Here is a 15,600-nt window from a genome sequence, read left to right on the forward strand (position 1 = left end):
CAGAGAGCGACGTGCCATGATCGTCGCATGCTGGCGGAGATCCTCGAGGTGCTCGGCGACGCGCTCGTGGCCGTCGGCGATGCTCGGCGTGGTCCGCGGTACGTGCACAGCCGCATCCGGCTCACACAGGGCGAGATTGCGGGTCTGTCGCAGCGGGAGGACGTGGGCGGGGAGGCGGCGATCGACCATCGCACGATCGCCATCAACGACGTGACCCTCACGGGCGTCGCTCTCGCCCCGCGGCCGCTTCGCGTGTCGTACCTCGACGACGTTCAGCAGCGCGCTCAGGTGGTCCGCATCGAGTTCGACGGCGGCGCCGCCGAGTGGACCATCCCCGAGTCGACCAACCTCCGGAAGCTGCAGAAGCGCATCGGCGCCTCGTTCTGAGACGCGGGATGCGCCCCCACACGCACGAAAGCCCCGGACCGCGCGGGTCCGAGGCTTTCGAGAAGCGTCTGTGTCAGACGGCCTGCGCGAGTGCGAAACCGACCGATCCGTCCTCTTCGACGCGTGCGTCGAGGATCCGGTCGTCGAGCGCGACGCTCGCCGTCGGTGCGACGAACACGCGGGCTCCGTCGCTCTCGACGATCGTGTCGCCGTCCGCGGGAGCGGGAGCGAGGGACAGGGCGTACCCGTTCTGCGGGTCTGCGGCCTCGGCGATCCGGAGTCCACCGGTCTCGGTGGGGATCTGGGTGGCGAGGCTCTTGACGGCGGTGCTGGCGTTCTCGGTGAGAGTGAGCATGATGCTCCCTTCCGTGGATTGCGGGCGTGAGCGGGCAACGATGCCGAGAATCGGATGCCGCCGCAACCGCTGACACACCATCACCGCGCACTCACACGGCTTACGGAGGTTCGCACATCATCCCCGCGGCGTACCCGGATCATCACGCGGGCCGATTCGCCCGTGAGGCCGCGCGGCTTGACTCGAGTCATGACCCACACTCGTCTCCGTCTCGCTGCCGCCGCCGGCCTCGTCGCCCCTCTGCTCGTGCTCGCGCTCGCCGCCTGCAACCCGATGGACGCCCTCGCGAAGGTGCACTCCGAGGAGTTCGCCGATCGCGCCGCCGCCGCGGAGGGGTGGGTCGGCGTCGAGATGCCCGCGTGGATCCCCGCCGACGCGACATCCGTGAAGAACACCGCGACGACCGACGAGACGAACGCCGTCATCGCGGTCGAGGGGGGAGAACTCGAGGACTGCGCCGAGATGGACCGCCGTGGTCTGCCTTTCGACAGCCGCTACGGCAGCCTCGGTGAGCCGCTGCCGGCGACCGTGTTCGCCTGCGGACCGTATGAGGTCGTGCGGACCGACTTCGGCTGGCTGGGCTGGTTCACCGCGACCGAGAAGGGGCAGACGCCCGCCGATGCGTGAGCGTCAGCTCGCCCGCATCCGCTCCCGCAGGTCGGTCGCGTCGGATGCCGGGGAGCGTCCGTACGCGGAGCGGTAGTCGCGCGAGAAGTGCGATGCGCTGACGTACCCGACGGCGGCGCCGGCCTGCGCGGCGGTGTCGCCGTCGGTGATCAGCAGGCGTCGTGCCTCGCCGAGGCGCAGCCGCTTGAGGTACCGCATGGGCGTGAGGCCGGTGAGTTCGCGGAAGCGACGGCTCACCGTGGTCGGGCTGGCGCCGACGGATGCCGCGATCGCGTCGAGCGTCCACGGCTCGGCCAGCCGGCGGGTCAGTGTCGTGATCGCCGCGGTGACGATGTCGGCGTTCGCGTGGGTCGCCGCGGCGAGCACGCGCGCAGCCTGGTCGCTCTGCAGGAGGCGGACGATGAGCTCGCGGTTTAGAAGCTGCGCGAGGACGCCGGCTTCGGCGGGGGCGTCGAGGAGCGCGAGCATCCGATCGACGACGTCGGCGATCTCCGCCGTCATGGTGCCGAGCCGCTCTGGCGCTTCGGGCACGGCGGGCAGCGGTAATTGTCCGGCGATCTCAGCGACAACGGCGGGGTCGATCCGCCAGTTGACGGAGACGAAGTCGCCCTCAGGCCCGGTCTCGGTCACACGGGCGAACAGGGGCAGGTCGACGGGCGTGATGAGGAAGCGCCCGGGACCCCATTCCTCACCCGCCGCGGAGTCGTCGCCCGAGACCTTGCGCCCCGTGAGGACGACCGAAATGCACGGCTTGTACCGCACGAACATCGTCGGGCTTGGAGCGGTCGTGCGACCCAGGATCAGCCCGAGCGACTCGGCCGCGGCGACGCGGTCGATGTGCCGCCGCACGCGGTCCGCGGCGCGGTCGAGGCTCGTCCGGGTCCGCTCGTCCATGTGCCCATTGAAGCGGATGCCGGGCCTCCCGGCTCGGGCAGGGTCGCCGTGACCGGGAACCGGCAAGCATCCGACCGGATCAGGCAACCTGGTCGGGCGCCGGTCCGTCACGGTGGAGGAATGACCACGAACCTCCTCACCCTTCCTCGCGACCAGCGCCTCGCCGGTCGCACCGCCATCGTCACCGGATCCTCGAGCGGCATCGGCGAGGCGATCGCGCATGTGCTCGCCGCGTCGGGCGCGCACGTCGTCGTCCACGGTCGCGACGTCGGTCGTGCCGAAGCCGTGGCCGCGGCCATCGCGGACGGCGGGGGCGCGGCATCCGTCGTCACGGGCGACCTGGCCGACAGTCCCGCCGCCGCGCGGGCGTTCGCGGCGCAGGCGACCGAGGCGTTGGGCGGCCGTGTCGACGTGCTCGTGAACAATGCGGGGATCTTCCCGATCGGTCCGACGCCGGATCTGTCGGACGACGACGTGGCCGCACTCCTCGCGACGAACGTGCGCGTGCCGCACGACCTGGTGGGCGCGCTCGCTCCCGGGATGGTCGCGCAGGGGTCGGGCGTCATCGTGAACATCACCTCGTGGATGGCGCACATCGGCACGCCCAATGTCGGTTTGTATCCGGCGACGAAGGCGGCGCTCGAGCATCTGACGCAGGCGTGGGCGGCGGAGTTCGGGCCCCGCGGCGTGCGGGTCAATGCCGTCGCGCCGGGCGCGATCCTGACCCCCGGCAACGCGGCGGCGCTCGAGATCCTGAAGATGATGACGGCGGTCTCGCCGGCGGGGGAGCCGGGGCGGCCGATCGACATCGCGCACGCCGTGCGCTTTCTCGCGTCGGACGAGTCCGCGTACGTGCACGGTCAGGTGGTCAGCATCGACGGCGGGATCGTGGCGGCGCGGGTGGGGTGATCGGCGGTGCGGTCGTCGGCGGCCCGCCGCGGGTGAGATGGTTGTCCTGTCGACGAGACGGAGGACACCGTGGCACGCAAGACGACTCTGGTGGCGGGTGCGCTGGCGATCGCGGCGCTGATGCTGGCGGGGTGCGCTCCCGAGCCGTCCCCGACGCCGACGATCTCATCGCCGTCGCCGAGTGCGTCGTCGCCGAGCCCGACGGTTCCCAGCCCGACGCCGAGCGGTACACCGACGCCGGGGACCCCGAGTCCGGGCGTCTCGCCGACGACGCCGCCGGCCGGTCCGCCCGCGACGCGTCCCGTCGAACCCCCGAACGGCACCGATCCCGATGGCGATCCGGATGCCGCGGGCATGACCGCAGGCCAGGCCGGGACGCTGTGCGCCAAGGAGCACCGCACGGGTCAGAGCGCGGGTGACACGCAGATCGGCCAGCCGACCGTGTACGAGCGGTCCGTCTCGCCGCACTGGTATGTCACGATCCTCGCCGAGAACGAGTTCGGCCAGTACTACCAGGAGTGCGTGCTCGGCGGGCCCGAGAGCAACCCGGAGTGGTCGCTGACGCAGGGCACGCCGAAGGATCAGATGACGAAGGCGCACATCCAGCAGATGCGCACGCAGAACGAAGAGTTCGACGCCGACCACTGACGGCCGGATACGGTGAGGCATGGCCATCACCGTTTTCCCGCCGCGCGACTTCGCCCTCGACGGGCAGCGATGCCGCGTCCACGTCTACGACGTCGTGACCGGCACCGACCGGGTCATCTTCGAGACCGATGAGGTCCTGCTCGAGGCGCCGAACTGGGCGCCGGAAGGATTGCTGCTGAACGGCGGCGGGCTGCTGTGGTCCATCGACGCGGATGCCGGCGGTGCTGACTTCGTCGAAGTGCCGTTCACCGGCATCCCGCCCATCAACAACGATCACGTGCTGGTGCCGAAGTCGGGCGACATCCTGTTGTCCGCGAATGACGGACAGATCTACCGGGCACCCCGGACCGGCGGTGAGGGCGTGCGGATCACGAATCCGGACGACCCGTTCATGCACTTCCTGCACGGGGTGAGCCCGGATGGCGCGTGGATCGCGTACACGGCGCTCTCGATCGAGGACGGCGAGGTGCTGTCGGCCGACCTGCGGACCGCGCGGATCGACGGGTCGGAGGATGTGCCGTTGACGACGGGTCAGGTCGCCGACGGCAGCGAGTGGTCGCCGGGCGGATCGTGGATCTACCTGAACACCGAGGAGTTCTCTCAGACGCCGGGGCATGCGCAGATCGCGCGGATGCGGCGCGACCGTTCGGGTCTCGAGCAGCTGACGTTCGACGACCGGGTGAACTGGTTTCCGCACCCGTCGCCGGCGGGCCGCGACGCCGTCTACATCAGCTTCCCGCCCGGAACGAACGGGCACCCGGCGGATGTCGAGGTCGAGCTGCGCCTCGTGCGGAACGGGCACTGGCACCACCCCGAGACCGTGGCTACGGTGTTCGGCGGTCAGGGCACGATCAACGTGAACAGCTGGACGTCCGACGGGTCGCGGTTCGCGTACGTGGATTATCCGGTGGGTGCTTGATAGGCAAGTAGTAGCTTGCCTATACTCGCGGCATGAGCGACGTCTACAAGGCTCTCGCCGACGAGACGCGTCGGACGATCCTCGACGACCTCGCCGAGCGCGATGGGCAGACGCTGTTCGAGCTGTGCGTGCGGCTGGCCGATCGCGGCGTGACGCATTCGCGGCAGGCGGTGTCGCAGCATCTGGCGGTCCTCGAAGAGGCGGGCCTCGTGCACAGTGAGCGTCGCGGCAAGTTCAAGTTCCACACCATCGACACCCGGCCGCTCGCTCAGATCTCGGAGCGCTGGCCCCTTCCCGCAGGAGAGTCATGAAGATCCAGACCGTGAGCGTGTTCGTCGACGACCAGCAGCGCGCGCTCGAGTTCTACACCGAGAAGCTCGGCTTCGCCGTGGCCGCCGACGTCCCGATGGGGGAGTTCCGGTGGCTGACGGTCGTCGACCCCGCGGAGCCCGAGGGCACCCAGCTGTCGCTCGAGCCGAAGGCCCACCCCGCCGTCCCGCCATTCACCGACGCGCTGCTCGAGGACGGCATCCCGTTCTTCGTGCTGGGCGTCGACGACGTGCAGGCCGAGTACGAGCGGCTGCAAGGGCTAGGCGTGGAGTTCACGCAGCCGCCGATCGACCACGGACCGGTGACCACCGCGGTGCTGAGCGATACGGTCGGGAACCTGCTGCAGATCACGGCCTTCGCCTGAGTCAGAACGCGATCGCCGCGAAGCGCTCGCCGATGAGGCGGTGCGCCTCGGGGCTCGGATGCAGCCGATCGGGGAGCGGGTGGGTGGCGGCATCCGCTTCGCCGTAGAGGGCGAGGCCGTCGACGAGGTGCAGGTTCGGGTCGTTCCTGCGGGAGTAGACCTCGCCGAGGGCGTCGCGGATGACTTCGAGGGTGAGGCGTCCGCCGGCGGTGTCGCCCGGAGCTCCGGCGGCGCCGAAGAGCAGCGTGCCGGTGGCGAAGGACTCGGGGTCGATGGTGCCGGGGCCGGGGGTGTTCTCGTGGATGCCGCACCAGATCGGTGTGATGAGGTGCAGCGGGGTGTCGGGATGGCCGTCGCGGATCGTGTCGAGGAAGCCGTGCACCGCGGGGACGAACGCCCGCAGCCGCATCGCGTCGGCGTTCACGACGTTGATGCCGAGGGCGACGCTGATGACGTCTGCGGGGGTGTCGCGGATGACGCGCGCCATGAACGGGTCGACCTGGGCGCTGCCGCCGACGCCGAGGCTCCGCAGCTCGAGTCCGGCGCGGCGGGCGGCGAGTGAGACCCAGGTCGAGCTCGGCTGCGTCGCGTTCGAGCCCTGGCTGATCGAGCTGCCGTGGTGCACCCAGCGCGGGCGTTCGGTCGGGTCGGGGGAGGCAGGGGCGTCGGCGCGCAGCGCGATGAGCTCGATCGTCTCGTTGTGCGGCAGCCAGAGCTCGACGAGCTTGTCGCGCGGGGCGAGTCCGTCGATCGTGATGCGCTGCACCGGTCCTTCGACGAGCTGACGGATGCCGGTGGCCGGATCGGTGTCGACGGTGTCGCCGCCGTCGAGCTCGATGCTGTCGTGCAGGGCGCCGTCGATGCGGACGTCGACGCGTCCGCGCGGGCGGGAGAGTCCGCGCAGGGTGGCGCGGGTCGAGTGCAGGTCGAGGTCGAGGCGGGATGCCGCGGTGCGCACCGCGATGCGTGCGCCGGCGGGTTGCGCCTCGACGCCGAGCAGTTGCGGCTCGGGGTACTGGGTGCGCACCCATGCGGGCAGGCGGTGCAGCCGCAGGCCGCGGCTCGTGGGTTCGAGCTCGGCGAGTCCGCGGACGGTCGTGGTGTCGAGGGTGATGTCGATCATGCGGGGTCCTTGGGGGTCCAGGTGCGGAGGGCGCGGTCGAGGGCGTCGAGGGCGCGGTTCCACGAGGCGTCGGTGGTCTCGTCGCGGTGGGCGAACGAGTCGGCGGCTTCGAGGGCGAGATAGCCGGCGATGGTGGCGCTCGCGAAGCGGACCGCGTGCACGGTCTCGCTCGCGGGAAGGGCGTAGTCGCCCAGCGAGCCGACGACGAGCGCCGAGATGCGGGATGCCGCCGGCCCGGTGATCTCGTTGTGCTCGACCGGCTGCGAGATCATCGCCCAGCGGGCCGGGTGCGCGAAGGCGTAGGCGCGTTGTGCGTCCGCGAGGTCGCGGAGGGTGGGGGACTCGCCGATGGTGTCGGCGAGCTCGGTGAAGACGGCGGCCTGGACGGCGCTGCGGAGCGCGGCGAGGTCGCGGACGTGCGCGTAGAGGCTGGCGGTCTGCACGCCGACGCGTCGGGCGAGCGCCGACATCGAGAGCGCGCCCGGTCCGCCGGCGTCGATGAGGTCGAGCGCCGCCCTGGTGAGGGCGTCGGGGGAGAGGTTCGCGCGGGGCACGAGGAGTTAACCTACACCCTTTAGGTTTTCAGTCGATAGCGTGTGAGGGTGATCGGCGCATGGGAACCTCTGACGGACGACGAGAACGATCGCGCGTGGGACGAGTTCGACGCGCGATTCCGTTTCGTCCCAACAGGCGGCGAGGCGCGACCCGCGATCGAGGACCCGGATCCGTCAATCACCTTCGATCTCGGGCCGCTACGGGCCGCGGGAGCCCCCGGACTTTTTCGCGCCTCCTGGGACGCAGTGGAGGCGAGCGCGAGGCGCTCCTTCCTCAGCGCCTTCGGTGACGACGTGACGTTGCTCATCCTGGACTGGCAGCACGTCGGATATCGGCTCCGCCCTGCCGAGGATGTTCCGCCGCCGGTCGCTCCCGATGGGTTCCCCCTCCTGCCCTCTGTGCTCCCCGACGGGGACTACTACATTCACGCGACCCCCGATCTGAACGAAGGCACGTTCGGTCATCCGTGGGAGCGCTCGTTGTGTGTTTTCGGCCCGCAGATGGTTCGCACCCTGGGGGCAGAGTTGCGCTCGTGGCTTCCGGTTCTCCGCGAGCGAATCGACGCGTGACCGATCACTCAGCTCAGCCCGTACTTCCGCAACCCCTCGAGCAGCGCGCGGAACTCGCGGATGCCCTCGGGCGTCGCCCGGACGATGGTGTGGGCGACCCGGCCGGCGCGTTCCTTTCTGACCTGCACGAGTCCGCGGTCGGCGAGGAAGCCGACGCTCCGGGAGATGTCGGGGATGCTCAGCTCGGTGAACTCGACGAGCGCCGGGTAGTCGGCTTCTTCGACCTGGCAGAGGAAGCCCAGCACCTTGAACCGGGGGACGACGAGGAGTTCCCGTTCGTTCACCTCCGGCGTCACCGCCGCACGCCTCGCATGAGGGCGACGAGGATCGCGAACAGGGCGACCGGCACCGCCGGCGCGAGCCAGGTGAGGGCGGCCGGGTGCGGCGCGAACTGGAAGAGGTTCCAGCCCGTCACGATGGTGACGACGGCGACGAACACGGCGGCGGGTTGGGTGATGCGGGGGAGGCGCGGCTGATTCCGCCGCCCGGTGCGCAGGGCCGTGAAGGTGACCGTGACGAGCGCGGCGAAGGCGACGAGGATGAGTGCCGCGGCCGATCCCGTGGCGGCGCCGACCCCGCCGACGTAGGCGACGAGCGGCATCCCGATCAGCAGGGTGAGGTCGGATGCCGACCAGCGCCACCGGGGCGCTGCGGGGATGTCGGCGGGTGTCGCGTAGCGGTGATCGTCCACGGTTCCTCCTCCCCATCCACGGTAGGTAGTCACTTGCAGATGTGCAACTAAGCGACGGATCAAGGAGTGATGGAATCAGTTCGCGAAGAACATCCGGCATGCCGCGCCTGCCACAGGCAACTCGTCCGCCGGTTGGGTGTGGGGGGGGCGCCGGCGTACTAGCGGTCCTGATGGCCGGTGTCGGCCTGGCAGTCCGCCGCCGACGTTCACCGGCCACCGCCCTCACGCGCTGAGCGGATCCGCTCCGGTCAGGTGGTGCCCGGCTTCCACGGGAACGGGTTGTAGATGAAGTTCGTCTCGAGGGTGAAGTCGGCCTGGCGCATTCCGCTGTAGACGAGGTTGTACAAGTCCTGCGGTGGCGTGCCTACGTAGTTGTTGGGGAACGCCTCGGACAGGTACGCGTCGCGGACGACGTCGAGGTAGCCGGCCGCGGCATCCTCATCGCCCCGGTCGAACGCGGCCTTCGCGGCCTGGACGTTCGCGAACTCGAAGTAAGCCCAGATCCGGTTGGCCGTCGTGACCTCAGCCCAGTTCGGTCCGTCTTCGGGGCGGTCGTAGTAGCCGGGGTCGGCGGGGAAGGAGTACCCCTGGGGGAGCGGGAAGGGGAATGCCGTCGCCGCATCGCGGTAGTACTCGAGGATGCCGTCGAGGTCGCGGTGCAGCATGTGGTGCGGGTTCGCCTGCATATAGGTGTCGGCGTATTCCTGAGGCGACACCGGTTCGGACGGCAGACCTTCCCAGCCGGAGAGGTTCGAGGTGGATGCGCCACTCGTGTCAGCGGGCTGCGCCGCCGCGGAGGACTTCTCGCTCGTCGCGGTGATCTCCATGGCGGTGCACCCACTGAGTGCACCGCTGAGTAGAAGCGTCGTCGCGGCGAGGGCGGTGGTCGTCGAGGCACGGCGCATGGGGTGAGTTTCGCAGAGGAGCCGAGCCAGCGCTACGCCCGATGAGATGAAAAGACGACCCGGCCCGCGTGCGAGCATGGCCGCATGAACGAGGACGACGAGTTCCCGCGGCTGCACGGCCATGCGATCGACCCGACTGTTCTGGCCGAGGAAGGTGAGCCCTTCGACGACCTGGTCACGCGGCACGGAGGCGATCCGCTCCCGGTCCCGCAGCCGAGCCGCTGGCGGGTGCTGAGGCAGCGCGGTGATGCGGTGGAGATCGGGGCGCCGGTCGACGCCGACCGGCGGCTGTGGCAGCTCGCGTCGGTGCGGCCGGGGGAGGAGGTCTGGCTGCTCGAGAAGCCGGAGCCCCTGTGCGCGCGCTACGCGGAACGCCGTCGTGGTGGCCGGCCGTGGCGCGGCCAGACGCGGGACCGGACGGCTACGCGATCGACATCGTGAACACCGGTGAGGTCCGGTGGGAGCCGGATGGTGATTCGTTCGACGTGGTCGGCACGGTGGCGGCGGTGGGCGACGCCTCGGTCTACATCGGCTGGGCGACGATGGGAGGCATGCGCGGCGTGCCGCTCGATCCGGGCGAGTATGCGCGCGTGCCCGTGCGCATCGAGGAGTCCGCCTGGGCAAAGCTGGCACCCGGCGAGCATGAACTGCACGCGCTGCTGGTGCCGTTGAGGGTGAAGAGCGAGCCGCTGCGGATCGGCGTCGCCCCGCAGACGATCCGCGTCGCTCAAATGTCGAACCGCTCGCGGGATAGTGGACGGCGCCTGCGGGCGATGGCGGACGATCTTCGCCGGCAGCGGGCGATTCAGGATGCCGTGCCCCGCCTCGCCGACATCGTCGCCGCCATCGACGGCACGACGGCGGAAGAGGATGCGGTCTCGGCGATCGAAGAGTTGCTCGGCGTGGACTCGGTCGCTGCCGAGGCGGTGTTTGCGGCATCCGTCAGCGATCTGCATCCCTCGTCGGCGGAGCGTCGGCGGGAGCGGATCGCGCACACCGAGCGGAGTCTCGAACGTGAGAGCTCCGGCGATGTCCGCCACACGGGGGAGGCGTGATGTCGTGCTCGCGGCTTAGCGTCGAGTCACGAGGAAGGAGCACGTGATGACCGAGCAGAAGAATGAGACCCCGGTCGCGGTCTGGTATTTCATCGGGGCGACCTTCGCCGGCGCCCTGCCGAACGTGTTGTTCCGCGACCTGGATGTGTGGGTCCGCGTGCTGTTCGTCGTTGTGGCGGTGTTGCTGCTGTTCGCCGGGTTCGTGCAGTTGCGGCGGGAGACCGGGTGGGGCAAGAAGCCCACTGGTGAGGATCCGTCCTCACCCCCAGGACCGTCGAACGACGCCTGAGCGCGTCCGTCAGGCGCCGGTCTGCGGGAGGCGCGACTTTTTGAACTGGCCGAGGGCCAGCAGCAGAAGGATGACGGCGGCGCAGGCGAGCCAGCCGGGCCAGCTCAGCGGCGATGCCGCGAGCGGCTGCAGGTCGGGCGTCGAGACGAGGAACGCGAACCCCGCAGCGGCGTTGAAGGCGCCGTGGCCAAGGACGGCGGGCCACACGTTGCCGGACCGCAGGCGCAGCCAGCCGAGGAGGATGCCGAAGCTGAGGCATCCCATCACCATCAGGCCGACCCCGAACAGGTTGGGCTCGGCGAAGTTGTAGCCGAGCAGGATGATCGGCGCGTGCCAGAGGCCCCAGATCACGCCGATGATGAGCAGCGCCGGCCAGGTGCCGAGGGGGCGGAGTGCGGAGAGCAGCCAGCCGCGCCAGCCGAGCTCTTCGCCGAACGCCAGGAACGAGTTGATCACGGCGCCGACGGGGATGAAGGCGAGCTGGGTGATGACGAGCGCCGCCACCGGGATCTCGATGTCCGGCGTGCCGGCCGCCTCGAGCTGAGCGTCGAGGGCCGCGGCGAAGCCCGAGAAGTTCACGAGGTCGAGCTGCAGCGCGCCCGTCGCGGCGGCGATGAACGTGGCGAGCACCGGCACAACGACGGCGGTGGCGAGGCCCATGCCGAGCAGGCCGAAGAAGCGGCCGAGGGGCTTGATCGGGACGAGGGCGAGCATGCGCCAGGCCCGCCGTCCGGCTGTGCGGCGCAGGAAAAGGGTGACGATGAGCGCGGCGACGGCCGGCGTGAACATCATCACCGGCAGGAGCAGAGGTGCGATGGGGGTGGCGAGGCCGTCACCCGTCCAGAGGGGGAGCGTGACGAGCCAGGCGAGTCCGCACGCGATGACCGTGAACGCGATGACGGCGATCCACGGGACGGTGGTGGTTCCGCGCGTGTCCGGAGTGGTGGGGGCGGATGCCGCGGATGTGTGGTCCGTGCTCATGGTGGGTGGCCTCCTGGTGGCGAGGTGCTTCCGCCGGTGTGGTCTTCGTGGGCGAGGGCGGTGGCACGCGATTCAGCCATCGCGCCCTCTTCGTTCCAACGTAACCGGCCGGCCGCGTTATCCGCAGGCCTCGAACACGTACGCCGGATCATCCGGCGTGACGAGATCCCGATCCCGCAGAACGACGGATGCCGGTGTCTCGGGGTCGGCGCAGACCTCGTCCCACGGGCGGGGGAGGTTGTCGGTGTATTCGATGGCGAGGACGTGATCGCCGTAGACCTCGGTGTAGGCGGAGCACTCCTCGTAGGCCGCGCACTCCTCGACGACGGCGAAGTCGAAGCCGGCGCGCGAGTGGAGGAGGGACGCATCCTCGGCGGCGTTCTTCTGCCCGGCCGCGAGTCCGACGTCGTGCGCGGTGTCGACGAGCCGGGTCGCGAGGTCGAGCGCATCGTCGCGGCTGAGGGCGCCGTCGGTGCGGGTGTACGTGTCGAGGTTGTCGAACTCGACGGCGTCGAACCCGTCCGACGCGCAGTCGCGGATCCACGACCCGACGATCTTCGCGATCTCGTCTGCCTTGCGCGTGTCGAGGATGACCTCGTCCGGCCAGTCCGGGTCGATGACCGGCTCGCCATCGTAATCGCGAAGCAGGAGGTCGTCGGGCCAGGCGTCCAGCTCGCCCGGCTGGGTCTGGAAGCCGTTGACGTAACAGACGGAGTAGAGGTCATCGACGGATGCCGCGGCCCGGTCACGCACCACGATGTCGACGCCATCCGGTGGGTCGTAGGCGCCACCGAGCTGGTAGTCGAGTCGGCCCCCGGCGGGCGGCAGCTGCGGTCCCGCGGGCGGGTCGTGCGGCTGGGGTGACTGCCCGGCGCACCCGGTGAGCAGCAAAGCCGTGGCGGGGAGCAGGAGAAGTGCGCGCCGGACGGTCATGTCGCGAACCTACCGGACGCCGGGGGATCGGTAGACTCGACGGGCCAGCCTCTGTAGCTCAACGGAAGAGCAGTTCCGTCCTAAGGAAACGGTTGGGGGTTCGAGTCCCTCCAGGGGCACCACATCTTCGCTCCACCGCCTCATACAGGGAATGAGGCACGTCATCGCGCTGCGCTGAAGACTGTGCGGGAGCGTGTCTGGTCCGTCAGCGAGCGCCCGTAAGGCGTTCCTGCTGCGAGCAACAGATTCAACAGGTCTTGCGCGCCCGGGCCGCTCCGTAGTCGGATCGCGCTTCACCCGCTCCGTGCTCTGAGTCGCTGAACGACCCGCTTTCGAGCTCTGGACCGTAGCACTCCCGACCTCGCCGGATCGAGTCGTGCGGCGTACCGTCGTCATCATGGCCGATCGAGTCGCCGACCAGGTCGCCGTGCCCGATGTGTTCGGGATGCCCTTCAAAATTGGCCACGAGATCGCATGTACCGCTTGGCCCGACCGCGCCGTCACTCCGGATGTCGCGCAGTTGCTGCCGGACCGAGCGACCCCGTGGGCGCGTCGCTGGCCCTCATGTCAGACCTTCAGGACAGAATGGGAACGTGCCTATGAACCTCGCCCTCGTCCCCGACACGGCGCAGCTCCGAAAGGCGCGCGGAGCATTTTTCACACCCGAAGCCATCGCCGAGTTTGTGACCAACTGGGCCGTCCGCAGCTCGTCCGACCTCGTCCTGGAACCATCGTGCGGTGAAGCCGCGTTCCTGACGCACGCTGTTAGCCGGATTCGCCAACTACAGACCGCGGAAGGCGTCCTCGAAATGGCCCCGCGAGTGGACGGCGTAGAGATCCACCCCGCTAGTGCAGCAGAAGCCGACCGGCTTGTGCGTGCAGCGGGTGGCGACCCGGGTATTCAGACCAGCGACTTCTTCCTCCTGGAACCGAGGCCCACCTACACGGCCGTCATCGGCAACCCGCCGTACATCAGGTACCAGGACTTCGCCGGTGAAGCCCGAGCGCGCAGTCGCGAGGCAGCCCTCCGGGCGGGCATAAACATGAGCGGTCTCGCCTCATCCTGGGCCGCGTTCACTGTGCACTCCGCGCTGATGCTTCAAAAGGGTGGGCGCCTCGGCCTGGTCATCCCCGCCGAACTGCTGAGCGTCAATTACGCCGCCGAGGTTCGCCGGTTCCTCTTCGAGAAGTTCTCGCGTGTGGACCTGGTCCTGTTCACGGAGCGCGTGTTTCCGGAGGTTCAGGAGGAGGTCGTTCTTCTCCTCGCGGACGGATACGAGGAGGGTGGTACGAAGCACGCCTCCATCTACCAGGCGCAGAACGCAGCCGGGCTGTCGGAGACCCTCGCCGCTACAACTTGGACTCCGTCGGACCCTTCGGAAAAGTGGACGCCGTCACTGCTCTCACCTGCTGCTTTGAGCGTCTACAGCACGCTGCTTCACGGAGGCGACTTTACGACGCTCGAAACATGGGGCGACACAACGCTCGGCATGGTGACCGGCAACAACAAGTACTTCTCCCTCTCCCCGCAGAAGGTCGCAGACCTTGGCCTTGACGCCTCCGATCTCATCAAACTCAGCCCTCCCGGCAGCAGCCACCTTCGCGGCCTCGCATTCGGCACCGAGGCTTGGAAGGCGCTCGGACTGAAGGGTTCGGCCACCTACCTCTTTCGCCCGGGCGACGACCCGAGCGACGCTGCCCGCGGGTATATCGCCGCGGGTGAGGCGACGAGCGTGCACACCGCGTACAAGTGTCGAGTGCGCAAGACGTGGTGGCAGGTGCCGCTGGTGAAGCCCGCCGACCTCTTCCTCACGTATATGAACGCCGACACTCCGCGCATCACGACGAACGAGGCAAGGGCGCTGCACCTGAACTCGGTGCACGGCATATACCTCCAGCCGGAGCACCGCAGCCTCGGCCGCAAGTTGCTGCCAGTCGCGGCTCTCACGTCGATGACGCTCGTCGGCGCCGAGACAGTGGGACGTTCGTACGGTGGCGGCATGCTGAAAATAGAGCCCCGTGAGGCTGACCGACTCCCCGTTCCCTCCCCGGCCGTCGTCGAAGCGGCAACGGACGCACTCATCGCGATTCGTCCGCAACTCGCGACACGCCTGCGATACGGTCGGCTCGTTGAGGCAGCGACGCTCGTCGATGACGTGCTCCTCGTAGGGGAACTGGGTATGAAGCGAAGTGATGTGAAGGCGCTCCGTGACGCGCACGCCGAGCTGTCGGCTCGACGCACCGCTCGGAGTCAGCGTGTCGAGGCTTGAGGACCGCCTATTAGCTGCCATTGCCGCTATCGGCGTCAAACCAGCCGACACCGATACGCAATCGAACAAGAAGAATTGGAACCAGCGGCTCTCAGACGGGCTTGCCCTCGCGATTGCCGCTGAGCTACGCGACCGGGGAATGAGCGGAGCTCTACCCGCTGGGCCCGGGCAGCTCGGGCTGTCGGGCGCTGAGCGAAGACTTGCGGGCGGAATCGGCGCGAAGAAGGTCGACGTCTCCTGGTCGACAGAAGAAAGTGGGTTGATCTTTGCGGTCAGCGTGAAGACCATCATGTTCCGGGATAAGGCGACCCGGAATTACCAGAAGAATCTCACCAATCGCCGCGGAGATCTTCTGGTGGAGTCTGTGACTCTTCACCGGCGCTTCCCATACTCGGTACTCACAGCGTTCTTGTTCTTTGACGTGGGAGCCGAGCATGATGGGACCGGACGCCGAAAGAGTACGTTTGAGAACGCCTTCCCCAGGTTGCGACTATTCACCAGACGTCCCGACCCCAGCGGCCGCGAGGAACAATTCGAGCGCTTCTACGTGCTACTCCTCGACTCCAACAGCTTTCAGCCCTCGCTGCGAGCTTTCGAGGTGCACGATAGAGAAAACGAGGTGGACCTTGATGCGGCACTCGATGATGTTGTGGAGCTCGTCGGCGAGCGGAACTTCGATCTGTATGACGGCACCGACGGTGTCATCAGGAGGACCTGACTAGTTCGGTGTGTGCGTCGCCTCAAATGGTCGGCGGTTCCGGTGCAAGGGCCGGAGGACCCTGTCGAACTTGCGATG

The 15,600-nt window shown here is 68.8% G+C and carries 23 protein-coding genes and 1 tRNA gene; 14 read left to right on the forward strand and 10 right to left on the reverse strand.

Features of this window, described 5'->3' with window-relative positions; genetic code table 11:
• The first annotated feature begins 27 nt into the window (after positions 1-27).
• The gene (locus tag H286_RS0101855; protein ID WP_020096875.1) at positions 28-387 is read left to right on the forward strand and encodes a hypothetical protein; all 360 of its coding nucleotides are present in this window, start codon (positions 28-30) and stop codon (positions 385-387) included.
• A 73-nt stretch (positions 388-460) separates the two neighbouring features.
• On the opposite strand, the gene H286_RS0101860 is transcribed toward H286_RS0101855, so the two are convergent.
• Entirely contained in the window at positions 461-742 is a 282-nt protein-coding gene (locus H286_RS0101860; RefSeq protein ID WP_020096876.1) for a HesB/IscA family protein, read from the reverse strand.
• Positions 743-931: 189 nt separating this feature from the next.
• On the opposite strand from H286_RS0101860, the gene H286_RS0101865 reads away from it, so the two are divergent.
• A complete protein-coding gene (locus H286_RS0101865; protein ID WP_020096877.1) occupies positions 932-1,369 on the forward strand; it encodes a hypothetical protein in 438 nt (145 codons plus the stop codon).
• 3 nt (positions 1,370-1,372) lie between these two features.
• Here H286_RS0101865 and H286_RS0101870 read toward each other — a convergent pair whose 3' ends face one another.
• Complete coding sequence (locus H286_RS0101870; protein ID WP_020096878.1) at positions 1,373-2,263, reverse strand: AraC family transcriptional regulator; 891 nt, start codon at positions 2,261-2,263, stop codon at positions 1,373-1,375.
• A 120-nt stretch (positions 2,264-2,383) separates the two neighbouring features.
• Here H286_RS0101870 and H286_RS0101875 point away from each other — a divergent pair, with 120 nt between their 5' ends.
• Positions 2,384-3,172, forward strand: coding sequence for an SDR family NAD(P)-dependent oxidoreductase (locus H286_RS0101875; protein WP_020096879.1), 789 nt, complete (start codon positions 2,384-2,386; stop codon positions 3,170-3,172).
• Here H286_RS0101875 and H286_RS0101880 read toward each other — a convergent pair.
• Entirely contained in the window at positions 3,124-3,528 is a 405-nt protein-coding gene (locus H286_RS0101880; RefSeq protein ID WP_155900278.1) for a hypothetical protein, read from the reverse strand. The genes H286_RS0101875 and H286_RS0101880 overlap by 49 nt on opposite strands.
• On the opposite strand from H286_RS0101880, the gene H286_RS0101885 reads away from it, so the two are divergent.
• From H286_RS0101885 to H286_RS0101900, 4 genes are read left to right on the forward strand one after another with little or no spacing between them, the layout of a single operon-like run.
• Positions 3,527-3,820 (forward strand): hypothetical protein, encoded by a 294-nt coding sequence (locus H286_RS0101885; protein WP_020096881.1) that lies wholly within the window; start codon positions 3,527-3,529, stop codon positions 3,818-3,820. The two genes, H286_RS0101880 and H286_RS0101885, sit on opposite strands and share 2 nt — an antisense overlap.
• A 19-nt stretch (positions 3,821-3,839) precedes the next feature.
• Positions 3,840-4,739, forward strand: coding sequence for a TolB family protein (locus tag H286_RS0101890; RefSeq protein WP_020096882.1), 900 nt, complete (start codon positions 3,840-3,842; stop codon positions 4,737-4,739).
• A 32-nt stretch (positions 4,740-4,771) separates the two neighbouring features.
• Positions 4,772-5,050, forward strand: a complete 279-nt coding sequence (locus H286_RS0101895) for an ArsR/SmtB family transcription factor (protein WP_020096883.1) — start codon at positions 4,772-4,774, stop codon at positions 5,048-5,050.
• Entirely contained in the window at positions 5,047-5,433 is a 387-nt protein-coding gene (locus H286_RS0101900) for a VOC family protein (RefSeq protein WP_020096884.1), read from the forward strand. Before H286_RS0101895 ends, H286_RS0101900 begins: the two co-directional genes overlap by 4 nt.
• 1 nt (position 5,434) lies before the next feature.
• Here H286_RS0101900 and H286_RS0101905 read toward each other — a convergent pair whose 3' ends face one another.
• The gene (locus tag H286_RS0101905; protein ID WP_020096885.1) at positions 5,435-6,556 is read right to left on the reverse strand and encodes a GDSL-type esterase/lipase family protein; all 1,122 of its coding nucleotides are present in this window, start codon (positions 6,554-6,556) and stop codon (positions 5,435-5,437) included.
• Positions 6,553-7,110, reverse strand: a complete 558-nt coding sequence (locus tag H286_RS15195) for a TetR/AcrR family transcriptional regulator (RefSeq protein ID WP_020096886.1) — start codon at positions 7,108-7,110, stop codon at positions 6,553-6,555. The genes H286_RS0101905 and H286_RS15195 overlap by 4 nt, the downstream gene beginning before the upstream one ends.
• A gap of 48 nt (positions 7,111-7,158) precedes the next feature.
• On the opposite strand from H286_RS15195, the gene H286_RS0101915 reads away from it, so the two are divergent.
• Positions 7,159-7,680, forward strand: a complete 522-nt coding sequence (locus H286_RS0101915) for a DUF2716 domain-containing protein (protein WP_051090659.1) — start codon at positions 7,159-7,161, stop codon at positions 7,678-7,680.
• A gap of 8 nt (positions 7,681-7,688) precedes the next feature.
• Here H286_RS0101915 and H286_RS15105 read toward each other — a convergent pair whose 3' ends face one another.
• From H286_RS15105 to H286_RS0101930, 3 genes are all read right to left on the reverse strand, one after another.
• On the reverse strand, positions 7,689-7,976 hold the full coding sequence (locus H286_RS15105; RefSeq protein ID WP_020096888.1) for a transcriptional regulator: 288 nt from the start codon (positions 7,974-7,976) through the stop codon (positions 7,689-7,691).
• Positions 7,973-8,371 (reverse strand): hypothetical protein, encoded by a 399-nt coding sequence (locus H286_RS15110; protein ID WP_020096889.1) that lies wholly within the window; start codon positions 8,369-8,371, stop codon positions 7,973-7,975. The genes H286_RS15105 and H286_RS15110 overlap by 4 nt, the downstream gene beginning before the upstream one ends.
• A gap of 248 nt (positions 8,372-8,619) precedes the next feature.
• Complete coding sequence (locus H286_RS0101930) at positions 8,620-9,276, reverse strand: hypothetical protein (RefSeq protein ID WP_020096890.1); 657 nt, start codon at positions 9,274-9,276, stop codon at positions 8,620-8,622.
• An 84-nt stretch (positions 9,277-9,360) separates the two neighbouring features.
• On the opposite strand from H286_RS0101930, the gene H286_RS0101935 reads away from it, so the two are divergent.
• From H286_RS0101935 to H286_RS0101945, 3 genes are read left to right on the forward strand one after another with little or no spacing between them, the layout of a single operon-like run.
• The gene (locus tag H286_RS0101935) at positions 9,361-9,717 is read left to right on the forward strand and encodes a hypothetical protein (RefSeq protein WP_020096891.1); all 357 of its coding nucleotides are present in this window, start codon (positions 9,361-9,363) and stop codon (positions 9,715-9,717) included.
• Entirely contained in the window at positions 9,669-10,331 is a 663-nt protein-coding gene (locus H286_RS0101940) for a hypothetical protein (protein ID WP_020096892.1), read from the forward strand. The genes H286_RS0101935 and H286_RS0101940 overlap by 49 nt, the downstream gene beginning before the upstream one ends.
• Positions 10,332-10,377: 46 nt before the next feature.
• On the forward strand, positions 10,378-10,620 hold the full coding sequence (locus H286_RS0101945; protein ID WP_020096893.1) for a hypothetical protein: 243 nt from the start codon (positions 10,378-10,380) through the stop codon (positions 10,618-10,620).
• A 9-nt stretch (positions 10,621-10,629) separates the two neighbouring features.
• On the opposite strand, the gene H286_RS0101950 is transcribed toward H286_RS0101945, so the two are convergent.
• Together H286_RS0101950 and H286_RS0101955 are read right to left on the reverse strand one after the other, a co-directional pair.
• On the reverse strand, positions 10,630-11,601 hold the full coding sequence (locus H286_RS0101950) for a CPBP family intramembrane glutamic endopeptidase (RefSeq protein ID WP_020096894.1): 972 nt from the start codon (positions 11,599-11,601) through the stop codon (positions 10,630-10,632).
• 117 nt (positions 11,602-11,718) lie between these two features.
• A complete protein-coding gene (locus H286_RS0101955; protein WP_020096895.1) occupies positions 11,719-12,534 on the reverse strand; it encodes an endo alpha-1,4 polygalactosaminidase in 816 nt (271 codons plus the stop codon).
• A gap of 47 nt (positions 12,535-12,581) precedes the next feature.
• Between H286_RS0101955 and H286_RS0101960 the strand changes: the two genes are divergently transcribed.
• The 3 genes from H286_RS0101960 (at position 12,582) to H286_RS0101970 (ending at position 15,522) form a co-directional block, all read left to right on the forward strand.
• A tRNA-Arg gene (locus H286_RS0101960) sits at positions 12,582-12,656 on the forward strand.
• Between the two features lie 477 nt (positions 12,657-13,133).
• Positions 13,134-14,804: an N-6 DNA methylase gene (locus H286_RS0101965; RefSeq protein ID WP_020096896.1), complete on the forward strand. Its 1,671-nt coding sequence runs from the start codon at positions 13,134-13,136 to the stop codon at positions 14,802-14,804.
• Complete coding sequence (locus tag H286_RS0101970; protein ID WP_196800614.1) at positions 14,791-15,522, forward strand: hypothetical protein; 732 nt, start codon at positions 14,791-14,793, stop codon at positions 15,520-15,522. Before H286_RS0101965 ends, H286_RS0101970 begins: the two co-directional genes overlap by 14 nt.
• The last annotated feature ends 78 nt before the right edge of the window (positions 15,523-15,600 follow it).

It is taken from the genome of Microbacterium sp. 11MF (genome assembly GCF_000383475.1).
Taxonomy (GTDB): domain Bacteria; phylum Actinomycetota; class Actinomycetes; order Actinomycetales; family Microbacteriaceae; genus Microbacterium; species Microbacterium aquilitoris.